This window comes from uncultured Sphingobacterium sp. (assembly GCF_964277905.1).
Taxonomy (GTDB): Bacteria; Bacteroidota; Bacteroidia; order Sphingobacteriales; family Sphingobacteriaceae; genus Sphingobacterium; species Sphingobacterium siyangense.
This window is the reverse complement of sequence record NZ_CAXYKD010000038.1, coordinates 125,599-150,669: the sequence shown is the minus strand read 5'-3', so window position 1 is coordinate 150,669 and position 25,071 is coordinate 125,599. Positions and strand designations below refer to the sequence as shown.

General features: G+C 42.7%; 14 protein-coding genes. 3 read left to right on the top strand and 11 right to left on the bottom strand.

Annotated elements, in window-relative coordinates:
* Positions 1–62 precede the first annotated feature (62 nt).
* Both ACHWSC_RS17535 and ACHWSC_RS17530 read right to left on the bottom strand, forming a co-directional pair.
* Entirely contained in the window at positions 63–1,013 is a 951-nt protein-coding gene (locus ACHWSC_RS17535) for a carbohydrate kinase (RefSeq protein WP_088160623.1), read from the bottom strand.
* A 199-nt stretch (positions 1,014–1,212) separates the two neighbouring features.
* Positions 1,213–2,535, bottom strand: coding sequence for a sugar porter family MFS transporter (locus ACHWSC_RS17530; protein ID WP_394677624.1), 1,323 nt, complete (start codon positions 2,533–2,535; stop codon positions 1,213–1,215).
* A 291-nt stretch (positions 2,536–2,826) separates the two neighbouring features.
* On the opposite strand from ACHWSC_RS17530, the gene ACHWSC_RS17525 reads away from it, so the two are divergent.
* Positions 2,827–5,580: a substrate-binding domain-containing protein gene (locus ACHWSC_RS17525; protein ID WP_394677623.1), complete on the top strand. Its 2,754-nt coding sequence runs from the start codon at positions 2,827–2,829 to the stop codon at positions 5,578–5,580.
* A gap of 21 nt (positions 5,581–5,601) precedes the next feature.
* Here the strand turns inward: ACHWSC_RS17525 and ACHWSC_RS17520 are convergent, their stop codons facing one another.
* From ACHWSC_RS17520 to ACHWSC_RS17510, 3 genes are read right to left on the bottom strand one after another with little or no spacing between them, the layout of a single operon-like run.
* On the bottom strand, positions 5,602–6,372 hold the full coding sequence (locus ACHWSC_RS17520; protein ID WP_394677622.1) for an ABC transporter permease: 771 nt from the start codon (positions 6,370–6,372) through the stop codon (positions 5,602–5,604).
* Positions 6,365–7,270, bottom strand: a complete 906-nt coding sequence (locus ACHWSC_RS17515; protein WP_394677621.1) for an ABC transporter ATP-binding protein — start codon at positions 7,268–7,270, stop codon at positions 6,365–6,367. The genes ACHWSC_RS17520 and ACHWSC_RS17515 overlap by 8 nt, the downstream gene beginning before the upstream one ends.
* 4 nt (positions 7,271–7,274) lie before the next feature.
* Positions 7,275–8,546, bottom strand: coding sequence for an erythromycin esterase family protein (locus ACHWSC_RS17510; protein WP_394677620.1), 1,272 nt, complete (start codon positions 8,544–8,546; stop codon positions 7,275–7,277).
* 267 nt (positions 8,547–8,813) lie between these two features.
* Here ACHWSC_RS17510 and ACHWSC_RS17505 point away from each other — a divergent pair, with 267 nt between their 5' ends.
* On the top strand, positions 8,814–10,058 hold the full coding sequence (locus ACHWSC_RS17505; protein ID WP_394677619.1) for a glycoside hydrolase family 71/99-like protein: 1,245 nt from the start codon (positions 8,814–8,816) through the stop codon (positions 10,056–10,058).
* Between the two features lie 3 nt (positions 10,059–10,061).
* Positions 10,062–12,548, top strand: a complete 2,487-nt coding sequence (locus ACHWSC_RS17500; RefSeq protein ID WP_394677618.1) for a glycosyl hydrolase family 95 catalytic domain-containing protein — start codon at positions 10,062–10,064, stop codon at positions 12,546–12,548.
* 186 nt (positions 12,549–12,734) lie between these two features.
* Here ACHWSC_RS17500 and ACHWSC_RS17495 read toward each other — a convergent pair whose 3' ends face one another.
* From ACHWSC_RS17495 to ACHWSC_RS17470, 6 genes are all read right to left on the bottom strand, one after another.
* Positions 12,735–14,996 (bottom strand): GH92 family glycosyl hydrolase, encoded by a 2,262-nt coding sequence (locus ACHWSC_RS17495; protein ID WP_394677617.1) that lies wholly within the window; start codon positions 14,994–14,996, stop codon positions 12,735–12,737.
* Positions 14,997–15,093: 97 nt separating this feature from the next.
* On the bottom strand, positions 15,094–16,074 hold the full coding sequence (locus ACHWSC_RS17490; RefSeq protein ID WP_120336608.1) for a family 43 glycosylhydrolase: 981 nt from the start codon (positions 16,072–16,074) through the stop codon (positions 15,094–15,096).
* A 69-nt stretch (positions 16,075–16,143) separates the two neighbouring features.
* Positions 16,144–16,875, bottom strand: coding sequence for a DUF3823 domain-containing protein (locus ACHWSC_RS17485; protein ID WP_075991603.1), 732 nt, complete (start codon positions 16,873–16,875; stop codon positions 16,144–16,146).
* 10 nt (positions 16,876–16,885) lie between these two features.
* Positions 16,886–18,859, bottom strand: a complete 1,974-nt coding sequence (locus ACHWSC_RS17480) for a RagB/SusD family nutrient uptake outer membrane protein (RefSeq protein WP_394677616.1) — start codon at positions 18,857–18,859, stop codon at positions 16,886–16,888.
* An 18-nt stretch (positions 18,860–18,877) separates the two neighbouring features.
* A complete protein-coding gene (locus ACHWSC_RS17475) occupies positions 18,878–22,075 on the bottom strand; it encodes a SusC/RagA family TonB-linked outer membrane protein (protein WP_394677615.1) in 3,198 nt (1,065 codons plus the stop codon).
* 259 nt (positions 22,076–22,334) lie between these two features.
* Positions 22,335–24,938 (bottom strand): hypothetical protein, encoded by a 2,604-nt coding sequence (locus ACHWSC_RS17470; protein WP_394677614.1) that lies wholly within the window; start codon positions 24,936–24,938, stop codon positions 22,335–22,337.
* Positions 24,939–25,071 lie beyond the last annotated feature (133 nt).

Genomic DNA, 25,071 nt, shown 5'->3' with positions numbered 1-25,071 from the left:
TGATTTAGATTGATTATTTGATTATGATAGCGGGTAAACTGCTTCGTAAAGAAGCAGTTTACCTACTGTTGCTTCTGAGCTCCATTGAAGATCGGATGCAACCATTGGAATCGATTGATGACCTCATCGTTATATTCAGGACAAGCCCCCCGGCTCTGTGTCACAAATCCACTTAAGGTGGCCGCAAATTCCAGTACTTCCTCCAGCTGAACACCTTCCTGCATCTGAAACCTTTTGGTCAGGAAAGCCGCCAAAAAAGAATCACCACTTCCGATGGTATCTTCTACCTGAACTTTCAAGGCTGGAAAATGATAACTGATATTGTCTTTTTTATAATGATATACCGCACCATCTGCACCATAGGTTACTATTGCCTCCTGAATTGCAAAACGCTCCATGATCAAGTCCACACGCTGCTGATCGGTATAGGCATCCGTTGCGCCATTCCAGTCGGAAATAACATGCAGTTCCTCGGCATTCATTTTCACAAAATCAGCGTATCCCAACAGTTTATGTATTTTTTCCGGACCAAAATAAGGTGTACGCAGGTTGACATCCATCACCCGGAAGCGGGCTTTTTCCAGCAGTAATAGCAAGCTTTGAAAACTTACCTCATCCCGACAGGCCAGACTACCATACACCAAAAAATCCACCGCTGCAACTGCCTCAAGAACAACATTGTCCACCGCTATTCTATCCCAAGCTACAGGATAAACGATATCGTAATGCACGTCGCGTTTTGCATCGATCGAAACCTCTACTGTTGAAGTTGGTAACAGGTCATCGTACTGGAAGAAATCGGTCGGGATACCCAGATCTTCACATACGTTACGCAACTCGTAACCATTATCGTCACGCCCTATGCGCGTTAGCATACGCGTCGTAACCCCCAATTTATTGAGGTGATAAGCCACATTCAAAGGCGCACCGCCTAATTTTTTACCTGTAGGAAGATTGTCCCAAAGAACCTCGCCAAAACAAATACCCTGTATTGATTTATCTCCGTTTTTCATATTTTCTCCTTTTTATACGAAGCTTCGGCCGAGCACCAAAAACCAAGTAACAAATTGATTATTATATTTCCCTTTAAATTCAATGTTGACAATAGATACACACAACATGTTATCACATTGTCTTTGATTAAATAACTTTAGATAGGCGCCAGTCGCGTCATAGCTACTCCGACACCTATTAGCCTAGTCTAGCTAAAGACTAATGCAGATTGATGGTATGCCCAAGATCTTCCAATGATTTCCCTTTTGTCTCCGGCATAAACTTAAGCACATAAACAAGCTGCAGCACCATAAATAGGGCAAAGATCAAAAAGGTACCGCCGCCGCCGAGCATTTCTGTCAAGGCTGGAAAACAAAAAGTGATAATCGCCGCCATCACCCAATGTGTCAAGCTACCAAATGTCTGCCCTTTGGCACGTACGTCGTTCGGAAAAATTTCCGAAATAAACACCCAAATCACCGCACCTTGCGAGAATGCGAAAAAGGCAATGAAACTCATCAGATAGATTGTGATCGCAAACCCCGTCGTTTGGTTGGTATAAAAAGCATGGGAAACGAGTGCTAATGAAACAATCAGCCCGATCGAGCCCACCAACATTAATTTTCTTCTGCCCACCTTATCGATGAAATTGATCGCCAGCAACGTAAAAATAAAATTGACAACCCCTATACCTACTGTCGAAAGCAGTGAACTCTGTGAGCCTAAACCAGCCATTTCAAATACACGGGGCGCATAATATATAATCGCGTTGATACCTGAAACTTGATTGAACAGCGCAAAACAAAAGGCCAATAAAATAGGTTTGGCATTTTCGCGAACGAAGAGTTTGCCTTCTCCTTCGGACTTGTTTTTGGACTCCTGAATTTTTGAAATCTCCAGCTCGTAACCATCCGAATTAATTTTTTTCATAATCCGTGTTGCCTCGGCCAAATTCCCCCCGTGCAGCAGCAACCATCTCGGACTTTCCGGAATGAGGAAGATCAAACAGAAGAATAACAACGACGGAAAGCACTGTACCCCCAGCATCCAGCGCCAGGACTCTTCGCCAACCTGACCGATAAAATAATTGGACAAATAGGCTATCAAAATACCTAATACAACGTTGAATTGAAAAAGCCCTACCAACTTACCCCGCGATGCTGCCGGGGAGATTTCTGATATATAGATTGGTGCCGTTACCGAAGAGACACCAACTCCTATGCCACCCAAAAAGCGGAATAAAATAAATATCGTCCAGTCATTCGCCAGTGCACTACCAATCGCTGAAATAAAGTAAAGGGCTGCAACAGCAAATAAGGTATTTTTACGGCCTAATTTATCGGAAGGCAGTGCACCTAATGCTGCGCCGACAACTGTCCCTATCAAGGCGATGGCCATTGTCAGTCCATGCTGAAACTCACTTAAATGCCAGTGCTCCTGAACGGCCTTTTCTGCTCCCGAAATAACCGCTGTATCAAATCCAAATAAAAATCCGCCTAAAGCCACTACAAAGGACCAAGCTAATACCGTGTTTTTGTTCATGTGATGATCTATAATTGATTAATCCAAATTTAACACGTGCTTCATCTTAACTTAAATTTGGACTTCGCAAAAACATTTATTTATGTAACATTTTCCCAAAAACACTAAAACACTAAAAATCTAACACTTACATTCAATTTACTTTTCAAAACTTTCACTTTTTAAACAGAAAATTTAGAAAATGATACATTTTTGAAGGCTCCTATTTTAGTGTAAAACATACACTAACACAACCACTGTTACCCAAAAAAATCTAAATAATGTATATTCGGATATTTAAGGGGAAAAATCATGGGAAAATATTTCATTTTTAGTGGCATATTGACCTTGCTTCTTTTTTGTGGCTGTCAACCAATGGTCCGGAAGAAAAAGCAGGTCATCGCATTTTCGCAGTGTATCGGAAACGATGCCTGGCGACAAACGATGCTCGAGGAAATGAAAAGGGAACTTTCCTTCAATCCCGATATTGACTTTCTTTATCGCGACGCACATGGCGACAATAATGTACAGATCAATCAAATTCGCGAATTAGTCAAACAGGATATCGATCTTCTGATTGTATCCCCAAATGAGGCCGAGCCACTCACGCCAATTGTGGATTCTGTATTCCAACGCAATATACCTGTCATCGTAACAGACCGTAAGACGTCCTCCGGCCAATATAATGCTTATGTGGGCGCCGACAATCTCGCCATCGGGAAACTGGCCGGTCAATATAGCCGTACAATTTTACAAGGAAAGGGTTCGGTCGGATTAGTCACAGGGCTATCGGGCACCTCGGCTTCAATAGAGCGTGAAAAAGGCTTTATCCAGCAAATTGGAGATGCCACAGCGGTTCGGGTGAGCGGCGTCATTCACGGCGGCTGGGAGAAAAATAAAGCCTATCTGGAAATGCGTAAGCATATAAACGTCATGAGCCAGAGTGATATCATCTTTACATTCAATGATCAGATGGCCATGGGGGTAAAAAAAGCATTGGACGAAGCGCAGATCAAAAAGGACATTAAGATAATTGGTGTTGATGCTCTTCCTGGTCCCGGAAATGGCCTTGAAAAGATCATACAGGGCAAAATGTTTGCTTCCATACTCTACCCCACTGGCGGGGCCGAAGCCATTCGAACGGCCTTGGCTATCATCAACCATCAAAACTACCGCCGCGAGAATATACTCGCAACCTCTGTCATCGATAAAACCAACGCGGAGTTGCTTGCCCTGCAGTCGGATAAAATAAAACAACAGCAGCTCGATATTGACAAAAGACAGGAGTTCATTACGGAACAGAATAAGATTTACCAAAGTCAAAAGTCCGTTCTTAATGTATTGGTCGTTAGCTTGGTGCTAGCTGTTGTCTTTGGGGGAATTTCTATTATCGTGATCAGGAGCAACTGGGAAAAGAACAAACATCTGGAAATCCAGAATAGCGAGATCCTTGCGCAACAAAAACAGATCGTCGAAATGAACAGTCAAATTCAGCAAGCGGCAGAAATCAAAAATAATTTCTTCACCAATATCTCGCATGAATTTAAAACCCCGCTGACCCTTATCATCGCGCCTATCGAGGACCTTGAATTACGAAAAGATCTTACCGAAGAGGTCAGAGAACAGTTGTCGCGCATCAAACGGAATGCAAAAAAACTACAACGTTTGGTCAGCGACCTCATTGATATCCATCGCATCAGTAAATCGAAGATTAAGCTGCATGCGGCCATTGTTTACATTGACCCATTTATTCAGCAGGTAATAGGTAGTTTCAAACCCTTGGTTAAGAAAAACAGGATCTCCGTCAGTTATGTCAACAAAACAAGCTTGAAAGAGGTTTGGATGGACGAATACCTCATGGAACAGGTCTTATCCAATTTATTGTCCAACGCGATCAAACATACGGCGGCAAGTGGCAGAATTGAAATTATATTGGAAGAAAACAATTTCAAAGACTATTTCTATCTACGTGTATTAGATAATGGCCTGGGGATTGCCCCAAGTGATATTGAGCATATTTTTGATCCTTTTTATCAGGGCGCCAGTAGTCGTAATGGCTCCGGAATCGGCCTCGCCTACACCAAACAGATCATCGAACTGCATCATGGCCAAATCACTGTGAGTAGCAAACCCGGCCATGGGTCGATATTCACCCTACGTATGCCAATTGGAAATAGTCACTACGAGCCCGCTGAACTGGCCGATTTCGACAAAGGAGAAAAACCACTGTTTCAACAAGACGACATATTGGACGCCACACGAAAGATGGTAGACAACAATCTTTCTTTTCGATCCAACAAATCAAAAAGTATTATGGTCGTAGAAGATAATGATGAAATCAGAGATTATCTCCGCTCCCTCTTAGAAAGGGATTATAATCTTTTCCTGGCAAAAGATGTGCAACAAGCCAATGGAATGTTGAAGACCCATTTTCCAGATCTAGTCATTACGGATATTATGCTTCCTGATGGTAGCGGTCTGGATATTCTAAAGGACATCAAAGCATTTTATCAGACCGCACATATTCCCGTCATCTTATTGAGTGCACTCGCCAATGAAGATACGATGCTCGAAGGAAGTAAATTGATGGCCGATGACTACATTACTAAACCTTTCAATGCCGAATTACTGCGGACACGGATTTCAAACATCCTACAGTCACGCCATCAGCTTAAAGAAAAATACAGCAGCAATGTGGAACAGTTTGATAACGCTCAAGCTGAGCAGGTCAATGATAACGATAGACGTTTTCTGAACAATTTTTCCGCGATTGTCGAATCCAAATTATCAGACCCGCGATTGAGTGTCGATGGCATTGCCAACGAGCTTCATCTCTCCCGCGTGCAGCTCTACCGTAAAGTCAAACAGTTACTTGACTGCAGCGTCAATGAATACATTATCGAGCGAAGATTAAAGAAAGCCAAAAGCCTTATGGCTGAAGGACTAAACATCAACGAGATATTTAGCAGTGTCGGTTTTTCCTCCGCATCCTATTTCGCTTCGGCCTTTAAAAAGAAATATGGCCAGTCTCCGAGTACTTATAAAAAAGAACTTGATAAAAAATAGCCGATCAGGTGTGCCTACAAATTAAAACTGTCCTTTCCGCTTGAATAAGTAAAAACTGATCAATAGAAATATGACGAGCATCAGCATGTTGCTATAGTCTAGTCGTGCAAAGGAATCATTCTCGGACATGATATTCATTACCGCATTATAGGCACCTGTATAAGGGATAAAATCCGAAAAACTTTTCTGTGCGACAAGCACGGAAAAGACCAACATAAACATGCCTACTCCAATTGGGTAGATAAAACTTCTGAACAATAGGCTCAGGGCAAGCTGAATCATAGCGATAGCTGAGAGCGTAATAAAAAGTTTCAAAAACGTATAAAAGATTACGACCCTAAAATCATAATTCTGAAACCCCAGTACGGGGTAAATCAGGCTGAGCAGATAACCACTGATCAGAAATGCAGCGTAAGCAAAGAGTATTGAAAACAGTAAGGTCAACAGGATAAAGACGGCTTTGGAAAAGAAAATATTCGATTTACTGATGGGTAGGGTAAAGAGTATTTTATAATTGTTATTCTTATACTCGACATCACAACAGGCATAGACGAATAAAGCGACCAGGATGGGATAGAGCAGGTAAAAAAACTGAAAAACATATCGGCCAAGCAGAAGTTTCCAAGGGTTAGGAACCGCCATTGCCCCTCCTGAATCCATAACATCATAAATAATATAACCGGCAATCGCAAAAACGAGCACCATAGGAACGATAAGTACCCCAAAAATTTCCCTATTACGCAAGAGTTTGTACTTTTCCGACAAGAAAGCAGTATAGTATGTATTAGTCATTGACACGAGTGATAAGGTTTATAAAAATTTGTTCAAGATCAGCACTACGGGATTCCAATCCATAAATATCAATCTGCTTTTCGACCAAAGATTTGATCATAAAATCAAATTGCAGATCATCGCCGATAGTGACGGCAACGTTTTCCCCTTCGATTTTAACACCAGAAAAACCGCTATTTCTTAAAACCGAAGCTGTTGCTTCGGGACTGGCTGTACGTAGGTACACTTCTCGGTCAACCTGTCCCAGCAGCTCCTGTTTGGTTCCCTGGAAAATCATTTTCCCACCTTCAATGATACCAATGTGTGTCGCTATTTTTTCAAGCTCACTCAAAATATGACTCGAAAGAAAGATCGTTTTTCCCTGTTCGTTGAGATGACAAAATAAATTGCGCATTTCGACAATTCCCTGTGGATCGAGACCATTTAATGGTTCGTCCAGGATAAGCAATTGCGGATCATGAAAAATCGCCATCGCTATTCCCAGCCGCTGTTTCATCCCCATGGACAGGGCACTGGCTTTTTTCTTCTTTTCCCGATGAAGATCTACCATTTCCAATACTTCATCAATGCGTTTGTTGCCTTTTTTGTGGATGATATCCAAGTACTTTAAATTTTCAAAAACGGTCAATTTCGTATAATAGCATGGGGCCTCAATCAAGTTTCCAACATTGGCATAAACACCTGTCGGATGTGCCTTTAGACTATTTCCCTGAATAAAAATCGTATCTGCCTGATCCTCCAAAAGACCTAAAAGCAATTTGATTGTTGTGGATTTTCCCGCCCCGTTTCGGCCGAGATATCCATAAATACTCCTGTCTGGGACTTGTAGGCTAATATTATCCAAGATTGTTTTTGCGCCTATTTTAAAGCTAAGTTGTTGTGTTAAGATACTTTCCATGCTGTTAGCGGTAAATTGGATCTTTATTGATATCGATATAGAAAATGCCATCGATAAACTCGTGCCATTTTCTTTCTTCATCAATCCCCTGATTAATGACTGAACTAAAACGTTGTTTTAACATGCTATTGTTGGGCAACTGACGAAGATCCAAAAAGAAATAGGGTGATTTAGTGGCATGAAATACATTTTCCACGGCCAACTTACCCACTCTATCGACAACACGGCCAGTTTTATCATATCGTCCATAGGAAGTAAAATCCAGACTATACGCTTGAGCACCGTATTTACGCTTTAGATAAGTCCCGAGGGGCCGATAATCTTTATTGTATGGCGCAGAAAAGCTATGAATATTGGCACACCAGACGATAATCTTTTTGCCGGCGTAAAGCGAATCGATCTGATAGGTTAGATTTTCCGCCATCAGTGAATCTCTAAAATGCATGCTCTGCATCGACCCAGTTTTATAGCGCCAAGATTTGTCAAAGTTGTGCCTCATATCAGACAGATATCGGCTATAGATCAGATGCTCCGAGTCTTTTACGCCGCTGAGGATCCTGCGGTTCAACTCATCCAGTTCTGCCAGGAACTGTTTTTTTTCGTTCGCATTGAGCCGTTTACTGGCAAAAGGTTCATAAGTTAGATACTCCAACCTGTTGCTATTTTTTTTCAATAACGGATATTTGGTTGAATCTATCCCATTTTTAAGCAGGAAATCCTCCAATAATTTTACGCGTAGATTTGATAAGCCCCTGCCTGAAAATTGGATATCAAATCCGCCGAGGATCATTGGACGCTCTGTTGATTTTGTTTTTTTATAATACGTTAAGAGGGGCTGATTTTCCTGATTTTGCCACCAGAAGTCAAATAGTCCAGTACCACCGATCGTTTTTTCCTGCGACTTATCCATCAGGGTATCCATCTGTGCATTCATCATCCACATATCATACTGCCCTGCCTCATATAAAACAACATCATAATCCAGATGTTCGTGGAGATAACGGATGATCCTGGCTTTCGCTTTAAAAGTTTCGCCATCATTGTGCATCATTTCTCCCAACATCAGGATTCTATTGTTTTTTAGCATAGCATCAAAAAAACTTAAATCCGAAAAATTACTATCGGTCATTAAGATACTTTTGACGTCTTGTTTATGACGATTTACTTCGTTCAATACTATCGTAGCGTTGGTTACGGGCATATCATCATAAACAAGTTTATTAAACGATAAGATTAAGATAATCGTTACCGCAAGTGCGCATAGAACACTTCTCATTTATCTCAGTTTATATAATTCATAATTGATCTATCTACTGCGTATCACGCTAAAGTAGGACGTATTTTAATATATGATGATCATTTTTTCTTTTTCCATAAAAAATTACACAAAAAAAATTAGAAATATAGCATGACAATAAAAAGGCGGTTAATCTTTATATTCAACTGCGGTAAAATTATCTATTCAAGGCTTATTAATACTTTATTAATGGACTATTAATTGGGTTAATCGATATTTAACGGCATAACTTAATTATAAATCGATATGATAGCTAAAACGCTCAAATTCCATCTTCTTGGCATCTGTCTACTTTTTTCGGTAGGCTTACTATTCGCACAAAAACAATACGACTCGTATAGCGGCCTTGTTATGGCCGGCTACCAAGGCTGGTTCAATAGTCCTACGGATGGTGCAGACCGCGGATGGTACCATTACCGTGGAAAAAACGGATTCCAACCCGGTTCTACAAATATCGATTTTTGGCCCGACGTCAGCGCCTATCAAATAACCTATGACAGTCCTTTTATGACAAAAGAGGGAAAGCCCGCTAAACTCTATAGCGCACATGATTATTCTTCCGTCAACCTTCATTTTAAATGGATGCAACAATACGGAATCGATGGCGTATTTATGCAACGATTCGTGGGTGAGATCGCTAACCCCAGTGGTCACAACCACTTCAATACAGTCTTGACTTCGGCTATTCGTTCAGCCAATGAATTTGACCGCGCAATCTGCGTCATGTACGACCTTAGTGGCATTAAAGATGGTGACGACAAAATCTTAATGGACGATGTAGCCGCCCTTGAAAAAGAATGGAACCTCAAAAAGCGTGATCGCGCCAAAACCTATCTTTTTCATCATGGCAAACCACTGATTGCCGTTTGGGGTATCGGATTTAACGACGGTCGCAAATATAACCTCAAAACAGCCGAACGTATTGTCAATTACCTCAAACAAAACGGCTATAGCGTGCTTCTTGGCGTACCGACTTATTGGCGTGAATTACGCCAGGATACTGAATCCGATCCATTTTTGCATGAACTCATCAAAAAATCAGATATCATTATGCCTTGGTTTGTTGGTCGATATAATCAGGCCGGATTCGATCAGTTCAAATCCCTGATCAAAGATGATATGGACTGGTGCAAACAACATCAAATCGATTATGCTCCACTTTGCTTCCCTGGATTCTCCTGGACGAACATGACTGGGAGTTCACGTGCCTTTGTCCCACGTGATTCCGGAAATTTCTTATGGAAACAATTACAGTATAACCTCTCAATTGGTGCCCAAATGCTCTACATCGCCATGTTTGATGAAGTCGACGAAGGTACCGCCATATTCAAGACACTGCATCAAAAAGATGTCCCACTTAATGGAACAGGTTCATTTGTCGGTATTGAAGATAATCTTCCAAATGATCATTATCTTTGGTTAACCGGACAGGCAAGCAAATACCTAAAAACCAAAACCTCAGTCCCCGTAAAACAACCGAAAAGAAACTAAAAGATGAAAATAAAAACGCTCCTATACTGCGCACTGCTACTGATGGGCAACACAACAATTAAGGCACAGCAGTCCACTAAAATAATAGATGCCCCAGCTAGTCAGCGGCAACATAAGATCACGCAATTCTGGACAGACCGCACACAGATTCAGTCGGCAGCAAGTCTTTCCGCAGGCCCTTTAACGTTATGCTATGCACGCCCCGCAGGAGTTTGGGAGGAAGCGCTACCGCTCGGTAACGGTCAGCTCGGTGCTATGTTTTTTGGTGGTGTCGCCGATGAACGCATCCAACTGAACGAAAGTACGCTTTGGGCCGGTCATCCGCAGGATCCCAATAATCCCAAGGGGAAAATGTATCTGCCCCGCATACAACAACTTCTTTTTGAAGGTAAAAATAAAGAAGCAATCGACCTTGCAGACACAACTTTGATGGGCTTACCCAAAAACATCAAACCCTATCAGTCGCTAGGCGAACTATGGTTTGATATGCTCCATCTTAAAGCTGAACAGTATATGCGCTCGCTTGATCTTGAGCGTGCATTGCAACAAACAAGCTACGTGTATAATGGCGTCAAGTTCTTTCGCGAGTCATTCATTTCAGCACCTGCCAACGCGATGGTCATCCATTATACAGCAAACAAGAAACAGGCACTCGATCTAAACTTCACCTGGAAAAGAGCCCAAGATTTCAGTTGCACGGCTGATCCGACAGATCCCAAACAATTGCTACTTCAGGGTCAGATTGGCCAATCTGCTCATGCCCATGAGCGCGGAACAAAATTTGCCGCAATTGCAAAAGTAATCCTTAAAGGCGGTAAACTTATCAATGCCGACGGCCGCATAGCGATTACCGGAGCAGATGAGATTACCATCATCGTCACCGCTGCTACGGATTATCCCGGATTGAAGCATATCGCCTATCCACAAACCCCGGTGGATATTGATCCACTTGCAAGCTGCCGCAAGGTAATCAGTAGCCTGAACAAACAGCATTATCAACAGTTAAAACAAGCTCATATAGAAGATTACCAACAGTATTTTAATCGGGTCAAGTTGAATCTTCCAGATCCGGAACAAGATAAACTCGCAAAACTACCCACCGATTCACTCATTCGGTTGACAAAAGAATTGCAAAAGGTACCTAATACCTTAGTCAACAAATTCTTTCAGTTTGGTCGTTACCTTTTAATCAGCAGTTCACGTCCAGGACATATGCCGGCAAATTTGCAGGGCTTATGGGCTTGGCAGATGGATCCACCTTGGAATGCTGATTTTCATACCAATATTAATTTGCAAATGAACTATTGGCCTGCCGAGGTAACCAATCTTTCTGAATTGCATAAGCCCCTATTTGACCTGACGAAGGCATTAATTCCTTTTGGTGAGCGTACCGCAAGCAAGCTCTATGGAGCTAAAGGCTGGGTGGTACATCATCTCACCGACGCCTGGGGCTACACAGCTCCAGCCGATGGCGTACAGGGCATTTGGCCCATGGGATCGGCCTGGATGGCGCAGCACCCCTGGGAACATTATAACTATACTGGCGACCGAGAATTTTTAAAAGTCCAGGCTTATCCTATTATGAAAGGAGCGGCTGAATTTATTTTAGATTTTATGGTCAAAATCCCCCAAGGTAAATCATTTTCCGGTTATTGGACCACCAACCCTTCACATTCCCCTGAGAATAGTTTTATCCTACCATCGGGTGAAGTTTCCAGTTTTACCTACGGTGCCACCATGGATACACAGATTATCCGCGACCTCCTACAAAATTGTGTTGAAGCCACAAAGCTCTTAGATTGCGATCCTGATTTCAGACAACGCTGTCAAGCTGCCTTAACCAAACTTATTCCAACACAAATCAGCAAAGAAACAGGCCGCATTATGGAATGGATCGAAGATTATAAAGAAACAGAGGTAAATCATAGGCATACCTCACATTTATTTGGTTTGCATCCGAGCAACCAGATTTCAATCGTTAATACGCCCGAACTAGCCGAAGCTGCAAAAAAGACGCTATTAAGTCGGGGCGATCATGGTACAGGTTGGAGTCTAGCCTGGAAAATCAATATGTGGAATAGATTGCATGACGGAGAACATGCCTACCGCTTATTGTATAACCTGATCAGTGACAAGACACTGCCCAATCTGTTCGATAATCACCCACCTTTCCAAATTGACGGGAACTTTGGCGCGACCGCAGCCATTGCCGAAATGCTGCTGCAAAGTCAGGTCAGGGACAAAAACAACAATTACCTCATCGAGCTGCTACCCGCTCTAAGCCACAACATGGATCAGGGAAGCGTAACCGGACTTAAAGCAAGAGGAAATCGTACGGTGAATATACAGTGGGAAAACGGTAAGCTTAAGAAAGCCGAAATCCTACCCAGCAGTAATGGTCCGGTCTGTATCAGCTATGCAGGTAAACAGATCGAACGGAATGGAACAAAAGGTACAGCAGTCTTGATTACCCCCGATATGTTTCAATAAGGGAGCATCCATATTTGAGCTGCTTATCAAAGTTTTGGTTATTCGATTTAAAGCAAGGCGAATATCCTACCGCGTATAGACAATAGGACAAAGCTATCCATAAACAAAAGCGCTGTTGATCGATGATCAACAGCGCTTTTTACCTTTTTTACTTTCTGACATACACATGCCGGTAAGCAAGCTTTGTTAGTTTCCCTTTCCCCAATTTCGATTTGCTCTATCCCCCATCACAAATTCCAATGTGCCACCTTTCAGCACATCGGCATGGGTCAGCTGTGGAACGTTCAGCGGCTGCCCGTTTAATTTCGCCGATTGAATGTATTTGTTTTTTGCAGATGCATTCTTGCCGATAATTACAAAAGACTTGCCATTAGGAAGCTGTATGCTCACTTTCTGAAAAAATGGAGATCCGATGCTGTAGGAAGTCAAACCTGGTGTTACAGGATAGAAGCCCATTTGGGAAAAGACCACAAAAGCAGACATCCCGCCACCGTCTTCATCACCCGGTACCCCCATAAGATCGTTTCTAAACCACTCACCGATCAGTTTATGTATCCGTTTCTGTGTCATCCAAGGTTGTCCGGCGTAATTGTAGAGATAAGGAATATGCAAAGCCGGCTCGTTCGCCATGGAAAATTGTCCAACATTACCTGTATGATCTGGAAGCTGTGCATAAAAATCAAATTTCGACCGACCCAAAGGCTGCTGAAACATCTCATCGAGGTACTTGACAAACAATTCATTTCCCCCCATCAATTTGATCAGATCCGGAATGTTGTGTTGTACATCCCAGCGATAGATCCAGGCATTGTTTTCACCATAATACTCCCGTGCTCCTTGTCCGCCAGAAAACACATAATCAAAAGGCATGATGAAATTTCCTTTGTCATCTTTGGGATGGAAAAATTTGGTCTGTTCGTTGAAAAGATTTCGATAATTGAAAGATTGCTTCATAAAGAGATCATAATCAGCCTGAATACCCAATTCTTGAGCAAGCTGTGCCAAGCACCATAAGTCGTAAGAGGTACCCAAGGTTACAGCGACCGGTTGTCTCCGTTCAAAACCGTTTACCTCTGGTATCGTTTCTTTTTCACCTGGATATAATGCTGGAATATAGCCTTTCTCCTTAAAAAACTCGTCTAATTTCCCCGCGGCTTTACCCGACCAAGGAGCTAGTGTCTTTTCTGTAATCGCACCTTTTGCTGCCAGATAGGCTTTCTTGATATCAAAATTACGCACTCCTTTGCGGTAAGCATCCAACAAAGTTGCTACACCATGATTGGAATTCATCCGTCTACTATCACCGGTAATCTCAGGGAAAGTAGGCAACCAAGGCTGCTCCATTTGTTCAGACATCCGGACAAAAGAATTGAGGATCAAGGATTCTGTGCCAGGATCTAACAGTACCCGCAATGGATGATGTGCACGGTAGGAGTCCCAGATCCAGTCATCGGTAAAAAAAGGTTTGCCCTCGTCCTGATGTACCTTACCGTCGAACGCACTATAATAACGTCCATCCTCAGAAATATTGACTGGCCTTTCGTAGGTGCGGTATAAGGAGGTATAAAACACATGTTTATTGGACTCATTGTCGCCTTCCACAGCTATTTTACCTAAAGCGTCGTTCCATATTTTACGGCCTTTTTCAGCTAGCTTCTTTTGATCAAAGTCGCTGATTTCACGTTTTAAATTGGCTTTTGCTTGTGCGACATCGATAAATGAAACACCATATTTCATGCGCAAGCTAGTCCCTGCCTGATTAAACTCCAATACCATACACGAATTCTTACCTGCAGTTTCTGTTGCATTTTCCAGTTGTTGGCCTTGCAGTCGCTTCACCGCAACTGGCTTGGATTCGGGAATCGCATAAATATACACGTGCGTACCATTACCAATATCCTGTGTACCTGAAAGTCCCTGTCCGTCCCATTGAAGTTTCCCTTCCTGTGAGTTGAACTGAAGGTATTTTGTCGAAGTTGTCGGAAACGTAAAGGTATACATCCCCGACTGATGCGACAGCGCATAGTCTACCTGAATATTCTCTTGATCCAATAGCACCGAATAGGCATACGGATGCATTTCCTCCTGATCGTAACTATACAGTTGTACCGGTTTCAAACTGCCTGGCAATTTCACCATGGGACTAAGATTGAAAGCCGATTTTCCACGATGGCTGGTAACGATAAGCGGCAGACCAAACAGACGGTCTGACGTATAGTCTCCCCGCTCAGGGTAAACGCGCAAAAGGCTGTTTGGCAAGTGGACCGTTGGGTAGGTTGGCACCAATAAATGGCTGATGTTTCCCATATAAGGATTGACATAGTCAACATAATCTTTCGTCATTTTAGCTTGGGAAAAACCTTTTAGCATACTGACCGAAAGAAGAGAACAGCAACATATTGTGCGTAACAATGTATTGGTTTTACGTTTGATATTCTTCGTTAGCATTTTAAACAATTAAGTGTTCGATGGTTTAAGGGCGAAACAGTTGTTCCGCCCCTAAAGTTAATTTTTTTTGGCAACATATCGTCTTCGTGTCCATCGATTATTTGGGACCTGTCAATAAGCCAGTCTGCTTTACCTTCTTGATACTGCCATCCTTATTGTACTCCAAGCGGTCTACGCAGATGGAACGAAGCCAATCGTTGAATTCGCCATTTTTTTGTGACAATTCACTGTTATGGTAGAAAGCGTACCATTTACCTTTAAACTTGACAATGGAGCCATGGTTTGTATAGCTATTCGTCGGATCCATATAGATGCCCATTGATTTCCATGGTCCCATTGGACTATCACTTACCGCATAGCGCATACGGTTATCTCCTTTTACTCCATCTTTCCAGTTCTCATCGTGATTGTCAGAATAGGACAGATAATATTTTCCATTATACTTGTGTACCCATGAAGCTTCGTGAAAATCTTCCAAACCTTCCATCTTTTGCAATTCACCATCAATCTCCATCATATTGTCTTTGAGCTTACCTGCTTTACAGACACCACCGCCCCCCTGATAAAAATAGGCCTGTCCATTATCATCGATAAAGATATGTGGATCAATAAGTGCTTCGGCACCTTTTACATAGCCCTGTACCACAAAATCTTTTGCTGGTGATTTACTCGTAGCTACACCAATTTTCCAGGTCTTATTCCACTCCGTACCACTTGGGTGTGGAAAATAAAAATAATAAGTACCATTTTTATAGACACAATCCGGAGCCCACATAAATCCACCTTCTTTTCTACCCCATGGGACTTGTGAGGCGCGTAATATTTCGCCATGATCGGTCCATGTTTTCATATCCGCCGTCGAAAACACATGGTACTGATCCATCAGATCGCAACCTTGAGGTGGAGCAATATCATGTGAAGCGTACACATACAGGCGGCCATCGGCCCATACCCGTGCCGAAGGGTCTGCGGTATACATATGTTTGATAAATGGATTATCTTGCGCCTGCAAGTGTGTGGCAAAAAATAATGTCATGCCCAATAGGCATCTGGAACCTGCTTTAATAAATTGTTTCATCCGAATAATTATTTAGTATTGAGTAGTAGTAGCGGGCACCAAGTCCCGCTTATTGTTTAGATTCTTTACTTAAGGTACTTTAATAACCTCCACTTCCGAATAATTGAATTTTTCGTAGGTGTCGCGCACTTTTGCACCCATCCGTACATAATAGGTGTACCCTGATTTCAATGGAATATCCTTGATCGTGTAAGTTTCCTTTCCTTCTCCGGTCTGCATATTGCCAATATTTTCCCAGTTTTGATTGATCAAAGCGCGATATTCATCCTTATAATACGCATCAATACGGTTGCCAGCCCCACAGTATGGTGTCAGACTCAGGAATGGGCGAACCTCAATCACTTGCGGCAATCCACCCGTAATAGGTGCGGCAAGCGTACAGGAGATTTCCAGTTTATTTTCGGCTTTTAAGGTCCACTTCACGTTTTTGATCTGTAGGTAGGGGGTCACCTCAAAGTTTTGCTCTGCATTAGCCCCCAGTTGGTAACCTTCGATCTTCTGTGCTGGCCAAAATGCGCCACCATAGGGCTGGAGGGTATACGTTGCCTGAAAGAGTTTTGTATGGTTATACGATCCGTCCTGCTTGACGGCGATATCCTGCGGTGCGGGATTGTCGCTCCAACTGGTTTCTAGCAAACGGATGCTAAATTCGCCCTGTCCGGTCAGGAAGGGTTTATTCGTTACCTTATCAATGACCTGTCCTTTCATACTCGCATTCGGGCCATCGTAATTATCTGTTTTCGAACAGGCATTTAAAAATAACAAGCCTGTCAATGCTGTAAATAAATATATCGTTCTCATTTCCGCTCGGTTAGTAAATAGGGTTCTGTGGATATAGATTAGGGTTTTTGTTCAGTTCTCCACCCGGAATAGGTTCATAATACCATTTCTTTTCAAAGTTGAACGTCTTGTTCCAAGGTTCCTTTTCGCGAATAAAAATAAAGGAGTTGATCCGTTCGCCGCCCGGAGCATATTTCAGTTCATCCAATACAAGGTAAGGCATCAGCGAATTGGGTACAAAGTTATTGAGCTCCACATCTGCAATGCGCCATCTCCGCATATCCCACCAATGGTGGTTTTCAAAGCAAAGTTCACGTTCGCGCTCCTCACGTATAAATTGCAGATTTCCATCCAAGGGATAACCATATTTACCGGAGAGGTTTGCCGAAGCAGCTGTAAAGAGATAAGGCTTGGCACCAGCACGATTACGGATCTGCGCGATGTATTGAAATGCTTCCTGTTTAAGTGCTTCATCATTTTTGATCAGGCCAAGTTCATAAGCAGCTTCTGCCTTATTCAAAAGTATCTCAGCGAGCCTAAAGACCTTCCAGGGTTGTGTACTGTTATATAACTTCACATCCTTGGTAGACATTTTATAGTTAATGTATTTACGGATGTAAAATCCAGTTCGGGTATTGTTGGCATGTCCATCTTTCCACATGCCATGCTCGCCTGTTATGTTGATCTTCGTACCATTGTAATCAAACAGGCTATTTTTGGGGCCAGCCAAGATTCGATTTGACTCGCTATTTATCGCCGCAGTACCCGCGCCCATCTGTGCATCAGCAGCCTTACCGGGAAAGGTTTTGTAGAGTCCACGCTGAATATCAAAACTCCGTCTTTCGGCGCCTTCGCGCAATTCCATTCCCGAGAAGTAAAATGTGGCCCGCTGACGAGGTTCCAAATCGGCATACAGCTGTTTACGGTCCGTATAGCGTACTGGTTTTCCACCGGCATCAGTGATTGGAAGTTCACCGAATAACTCCACGACATTCAATACGGGGTATGCCGCAGACTCATTGTCACTCGAAAAGGTCGGATTGGGTAAGTGTGTAGCGTCATAGCTATGTTTGAGACGGTTGTTGTGCGGTGCGGTCAGACTATACTCCTTGATCAGAATATCCTCAGGGCTGTCTAAGTCCAAAAACAAATTTACGTAGTTGAGTTCCTTATCCTGTGCATTTTTATTGTACAGACTGTACGGTCCTGCCAGCACGGTTGTTGCAGCATCATAAGCCTGTTTGAAGAACCATTCCGCTTCTTCCTTTTTGATACCTACCAACTGCTTGTCTGTGGCATCGCCAGAGAGATTGCTATACGAACTATATTTAGCAATACTACCGGCATACAACATGGCGCGGGAAAGTAGAGCTGCTGCCACATATTTGTTGGCGCGGCCACGTTCGCTGCTTCCAGACATCATTGAAATAGCCGCCTGCAAGTCTTCATTGATAAAATGATAAACCTCAGATTCTTTATTTCTGCTAACCAAGAGCTGTTCTTTATCAGCTGTTGGATCCTGCACGTCTTTTATAATAGGTACCCCACCGTAGCGCTTAACCAAAGCAAAATAATAGAAAGCCCGTAGGAAATGGGCTTCCCCAAAGATCTGGTTGTACCCCTGCTCGGTATAATTGGCTTTGTATTTAGGCAGGCCTGCAATCAGGGTATTGACATTCCGGATGCGATCATATGGCCAGTAACCAAAGCCCTGTGCCCCAGCTACCCCCCAAAATTGTCCGGTCATCTCGCCACTCATGGCCGCAAGCGTTTCCGAATTTTGCCAATAATTGTCCCATCTAAATCCTCTTTCAGGATGATATACAAAGTCTTCTATGGGCAGATAGCTGTACATTCCAGCGACATATTTACGTGCTCCAGCTTCATTTCCAAAAAGCGCATCTTCACCCAATACCCCTAGTGGATCCAGATCCATTTTTTTACAGGATTGCATGCCCGAGCACAGAAAAAGGCCAATAATTGCTATAGCGATTGATTTTTTCATGTTTTGTTCGTTTTGAGATTAAAATTTAATGGATGCTCCAATGTTGTAGGTTTTATTGATGGGATATTTGTACACATCAATATCACCCGATGAAGAACCTCCGGCAGACCCTGGGTGCTCGGGATCGGTATATTTGAGACCCGTCCATGTCAACAGGTTATAAGCACTCGCATAGATCCTTAGATTCTTTATTTTTAATGTCTTCAACCATTGTTGCGGGAGAGAATAACCCAGTTCTAAGGTTTTCAGACGCAGATAGGAGGCATTTTGAACCGCCCGGGTTCCTTCGGCCATGGCAGAGCCAGTAGAAGGATAATATCCAGCAAACCATTGTGTGCTTGGGTTAAATAGATCGGCACCAGCATCAACTGGTCTCCAGCGATCCAAAAACTGCGTCAAAGCACCACCGTCAAACTGCAGTGGTCCTGCCAGTACCTCACTATACTGTACATACACTTTTGCAGCACCCTGAAAATTCATCGTTAGATCCAGACCACGCCACGATCCTCCTAAGGTAAAACCATAGTTGATCAAAGGCATATTGTACGTTGCAATAGGATGATTGTCGGCATCGTTGATCACTCCATCGCCGTTCCAGTCCTGATAGTAATAATCACCAGGCAATGTGCCGCTGCTTACCAATGTTGGGTGGTTATAAATCTGTTCATACGATCCAAACTGTCCGGCGTACTCCTTGCCCCACCAGATATCCTTATTACGATTAGAATAGCGGTTACGCCAGTTGTCGTACGAATTACCCGCTTTTGATTCTACGCGGTTTACAAATTGACTCTTGGTAGAAGAGACCTGCGCATTAATAAAATAATTGAAATCATTGATCTTATTGCGATGTGTCAAAGAGAGCTCATAGCCGAACGTGCGATCGCTTTCCAGATTTTCCTGCGGTAGGTTGGCACCAACAGTACCAGGGATCAAGTCAAGGCTTGTCGCCAGAAGGCCTGAGCGATTACGGTTAAAATAATCAAAAGTCAAGCCCAGCTTGCCGTTCCATAGATCCATGTCTAAACCCAGGTCAGCAGTTTTGGAAGTATACCAGGTGAGATTAGGGTTGGGAATTGCTGTAGGCAGGGCCCCATTCACGAGGTTTCCACCAAAGATCCACCCCGTTTCATTGGGTTCCAGTGCATAACCAACGATGGTTGAAGGGTAATTACCTGCCGAACGGTCATCCCCGAGCTTACCATAGGATGCCCTTATTTTTAAGTTATTGATAAAATTGTAGTTGTTTTTAATAAACCCTTCCTCGCTGATACGCCAACCCACCGAGGCTGCCGGGAAAAATCCCCAGCGTGATTCTTTTGGAAATTTAGATGAGCCATCATAACGAAAACTAAATTCGGCAATGTATTTACCTAAGTAATCGTAATTGAACTTACCGACCAAACCTCGTGCTGTACGTTCGCCAATACCTTCCATATTTGCCAATTGGTTCTTGTCCTCTCCAGCAAATAGATATTCCGAATTGACCATGATCTCCCGCTGTGCATAGAAGCTATCCCATTTGTTATATTCTTCGACGAAAAGCAACAAACCGGAGACCTGGTGTTTTTCGGCAAAACGACGGTTATAATTCAACGAGAACTGCATCAGAGAATGCGTATCCGGATAGGAACTCCGCCTCACGGTCGTAGGAGCATTTTTCTCATGTGCATTATACTTTTCAGGGGTTATAATCTGGCCGTTACCATCATAGACAGGTGGTGTATAGCTATATAAAAAATAGGACTTTTTGAAATCCGTATTGTCACTGTACTTGAAATCATAATTATAGGTTGCCTTCGCATTTAAGCCTTCCACAAAGGGTACTTTATAGTCTAAAGAGATGATACCGTTGAATTGCTTACGTAAAAATTTACGATAGCCAGTCTGTTTGGAGTCCGTTACCACGACCGGATTTTCGTTATCGATCATCTCAAAATTCGGATAAAGGGGATTGTCGTTGACATAGATCGGCACAATAGGTCTTTGTCTCCAGGCCTGTTTGTAGACGGCCCAGATATCCGTACGTGGTTGGTTGGTCTCATCGGCATACCCGCCCACATCCAAAGATGCTTTCAGACGATCTGTGATCTGCGCATCGATGTTGGAGCGGAAATTCCAGCGATTATAATTGAGGCTCTTGCTTTTGTAAGCGCCCATCTGATCCATATGGCCCAGGTTGAAGAAATAATTAACTTTCTTGCCGCCACCGTTGATGGAAAGATTGTGCTGATATTGTGGTGATACTTTGTCAAATGCCGCATCGACATAATTGGATGTCTTTTTTGTGCCGTTCTGATACGCTTCAAAATCTGCCGGTCCAAAAATATTAGGCATCTTCGCCGGATAATTACTATTAAAATCGCGACCTATCTGTTCATTTTTAAGCTGCATATAGGCAAGGGCATCCACCGTATTGGGAACATAAAGAAACTTTTGCCAGGCCCGATTATAGGAATAGTTTATTTCAAAGTTTCCATCTTCATTGCTTCCCCGGCGTGTGGTCACCAAAAGAACACCATTCGCCGAGCGCACACCGTAAACAGCTGCTGAAGCATCCTTTAATACGGATACACTTTCGATTTCATTGGCATCCATGCGTGACAGATAATCTTTATCACGGGGGATTCCGTCAACCACAATCAGGGGCTCACCCATTCCGCGGATGTCGATATTTGATTCAAATGATCCCGGTTGGCTCGACTGTTGGCTGATACGGACACCGGGCATCTTACCGGCTAACATATTGACCACATTTTCATTTTTTGTTACTGTGATTTCTTTATTGTTCACCGATGATATCGCCCCTGTTAACGAAGCCTTTTTCTGCGTGCCATACCCCACAACCACGACCTCTTCCAAGCTTGTATTATCTTCGTTGAGCAACACATCCATGAGGCGTTGTTGCCCAACGATCATTTCAGTCTTGCGGTAACCGACAAAAGTGATCACGAGTTTATCTCCCGGCGATGCGCTAATCTTGAAGCGTCCCTGACCATCAGACGATGTTGTCTGCCCGGTACGGAGGTCTGTAATGGAAGCCCCAGCGATCGGCTTATCCTTTGAAGTCTGCACTTTACCTTCGATCTGCTGTTGCTGCGCGATGGTTGCCATTGGAGACAATAGCAGCAGCGAGGACAATGCCCACTGCCAAGGGTAACGACGGAGCTTGTTCCACGGCAGTGGCCTTTCATTAAAAATGAAGTTTGTTTTCATGTATTGTTTTAAATTGGTTATTGAATTATGTATTAGGTTTATGTATTTAGGGAGGACCTGTTTGCTACAAACAGTCCATTACCGCTATTCCCTAGGGAAGAGCTGAAGATAATTTTTCGCTTTCATTTGATTGGTTATTAAGTATGAAAACGAATATATTGGCGAGGGGTATAATAGAAGATTAACAGAAGATTAACAGGTATCCAAAAACAATATTAACAACTGTATATCAATACATTAAAATTTTAAATATTTTTTCTTAATCTAGACAGTCTTTAAAACTTTTGGGGTAAGCTTCACCATATAAACGAGCGTAGATCTGACAGAAATTCTCATAGCACTGTAAGGCTAGGCTGTGATAGCCCAGCTGTAACAAGGAACGACATTTATGAACCATCGCCTCCTCATTGATTTCATCAAAATAGAATATCTTATTGCAGATCTCAATAATCAGTTCAGCATTATCCTGCACATTCAGATTTTCAATAAAATTGCCCAAAGTTGTGAGCACCAGAATAGACATTTCACTTTTAAAATTATCGAGCCACTCATAGTCCACTTCGAAAAGGAAGCCACCTTTGTCAATTATATCGAGTAATTCTCTAATTTCAGTTTCTGTAAAATATTTTTTATTGGATACCATCCTGCTGAAGCGGAGGTAATCGATATATACTGTATCCATTGGCTCAATGCACCAGTAACCACTTTTTTTGGTCACCCTAAAATCACCCAATTGCTCGAGTAAACTATTGAGCTTAGCGATGTTCACTGATCGATTATTACGCGCACTGGACTGGCTCTTATCGGACCAAAATAGCTCAGTCAACTTCTCTGAGCTAATTCCCCGCTCCCATCGTACGGTATAGAGAATAAAAATCAGCAGCATTTCTTTAAGCAATGGCGAAAACTTCTTTGTGATTTCTTTTCCAGCAAGATCCACAATCTGTAAGTCGCCGCCGAAAAGGTAGATTCCGGCGCCATGTCGGGTTTCAAATCCCTTGGCCACTTTCTTGGGTTGCGGAAGATCTACCAATTGCCCGCTCTTATCTTGTTCAGTCTCCTTCAAGGGAGCTGCTTGTAGGTGCGGCTCTCCTATTTTATCGGTTTCTATGACGGAAATCGTTTGTTTTTTTTGCTTGCTTCTTTTTCGATACCACCAGATCAAGAGCGATAATCCCATTATAGCGAGGGCATAAAGGCTGTATTTAAGCAGCGCAGGCTTAGCCAAAGGCATTATACCCTGTTCAGACGGTAAAGGGGGGGCCAGCAAAGTATAAATCGTTGCCTTAGTCAGATCGGTCTTGTCATCATAAAACAAGGTAACTGCAACGAAGGACTTAGATTTCGGCGCATAATAGAGATCGGCAAAAGAACGGATGTCATGAAAATCGAAGGGTATGCTGCTTCCCAGAAACTGGTATTGTGTACCTTTGAGGCTGCCTGCCACCAGTTGTAAATGTGTTTTGAATTTATTGTTCGGAAAAATCAATCCATAAAACAGTCCACTACTATCTTCAACGACCAAACTATTGGCCCATACCATATCGGCGAATGCAGATGAAAATTCGTAAACTTTTAGAGACTTGCGGTTTTTAAAATCAAGCTTAAGAAAATCATTTGAAATGCGGGGATTCAACATTTGATCTCCTGTGGAACTGCCATAACCACCGGCCAGGTATACACCATCTTTTCCCTGCCCCATTCCCGCAAGATAATGCGGAAAAATTTCATCACCTGTAAAAGGAATGCTATCCCAAGATTGTGTGGGCAGATGATAACGCAATACGCCCGCTTTGTATTTAAAATGTCCATAGCCCCCGATCATATAGATACTCGTGTCGGACGAATTAAAATATTTGTTGAACAGCCAATAGTTTGTGCCTACAGCAGGAAAATCAAATTGTTTATTCCATGTTCGACTGGTGGAATCATAAGCAGCAACGATTTTTTGGTCGATGGAGATATTCAGGACGTTCTTTTTGATCGGATCAAAAAGCGATTGGCTACCATTAACAAGCAAAAGCTTGCCATCCGCATATTCCTGCGAACGTAAGTCACTACCACCAATTTTACTGATCATTAAACGCTTATTTCCAACAAAAAACAGTGTTTCTTCATTTTTGTCAAAGGCCACACTAGCTTGTCCTTCCAGTGTAAAAGAAGACTGTGTTTTCCATTCACTACGTTGCCGTTTGATCCAGATCGGATTACCGATTTCCGCTGTGCTCTTTTTTTGTTCATCTAAACCCTTGGTCCCTGAAGACTCATCCAATGGCCAATAGTATTTAAGTTTACCATTATCAGCAATTCGAATATCCTTTAAGCGCATGGGGGGAACATCCATCGTTTGGAAGTTTTTCATCATATTTGCGCCAAAAACGAGCTTAAACTGAGGCGCAAACTGTTTATTGAGCCGATAGGAATACCGGGCCGTTCCAACCTGAAAATAAAGCTCCTTTTTATCCATATCGAGCTCGAGGCGCATTGGCGTCCAATTATAATACAACTGTAAGGCTGTGATATTGAAAGATACCGGGGTAAAGTCCTCCCCCACTACCAATTTAAAATGTTTGTCCTGATCAAGCCGCCGATCGTATATCAAATCGATATTGACACCATCATCCGTAATCAGTCGAAAGATATAACCAAAATAATCCTGTTGGAGTGGCAAAAAGGAAAGATCGAACGAAACAGACAGTTTATGTTGAAAAGAAATCGATTCCTTGGCACCGATCTGCAGGCTAGTCCGCTTATCGGCTTCCATGTTGTGGCTGGCAAATTCTAACCCATATTGCGCCGATCCAATCTGACAGATCAGTACAAACCAGAAAACCAGAAAAAGATGTCTTGATTTTTTCTTCACAATTTAGATTAAGCCTGATCTCAAAAATATAAAATTTTAAATAGAAATCTAAAATTTCTGCAACTATTACCTCTGTGGGTGTAGTGATCTTTTGCTTAGCACCAAATTTCTTCTTCATCGTGAATTTTGCTTC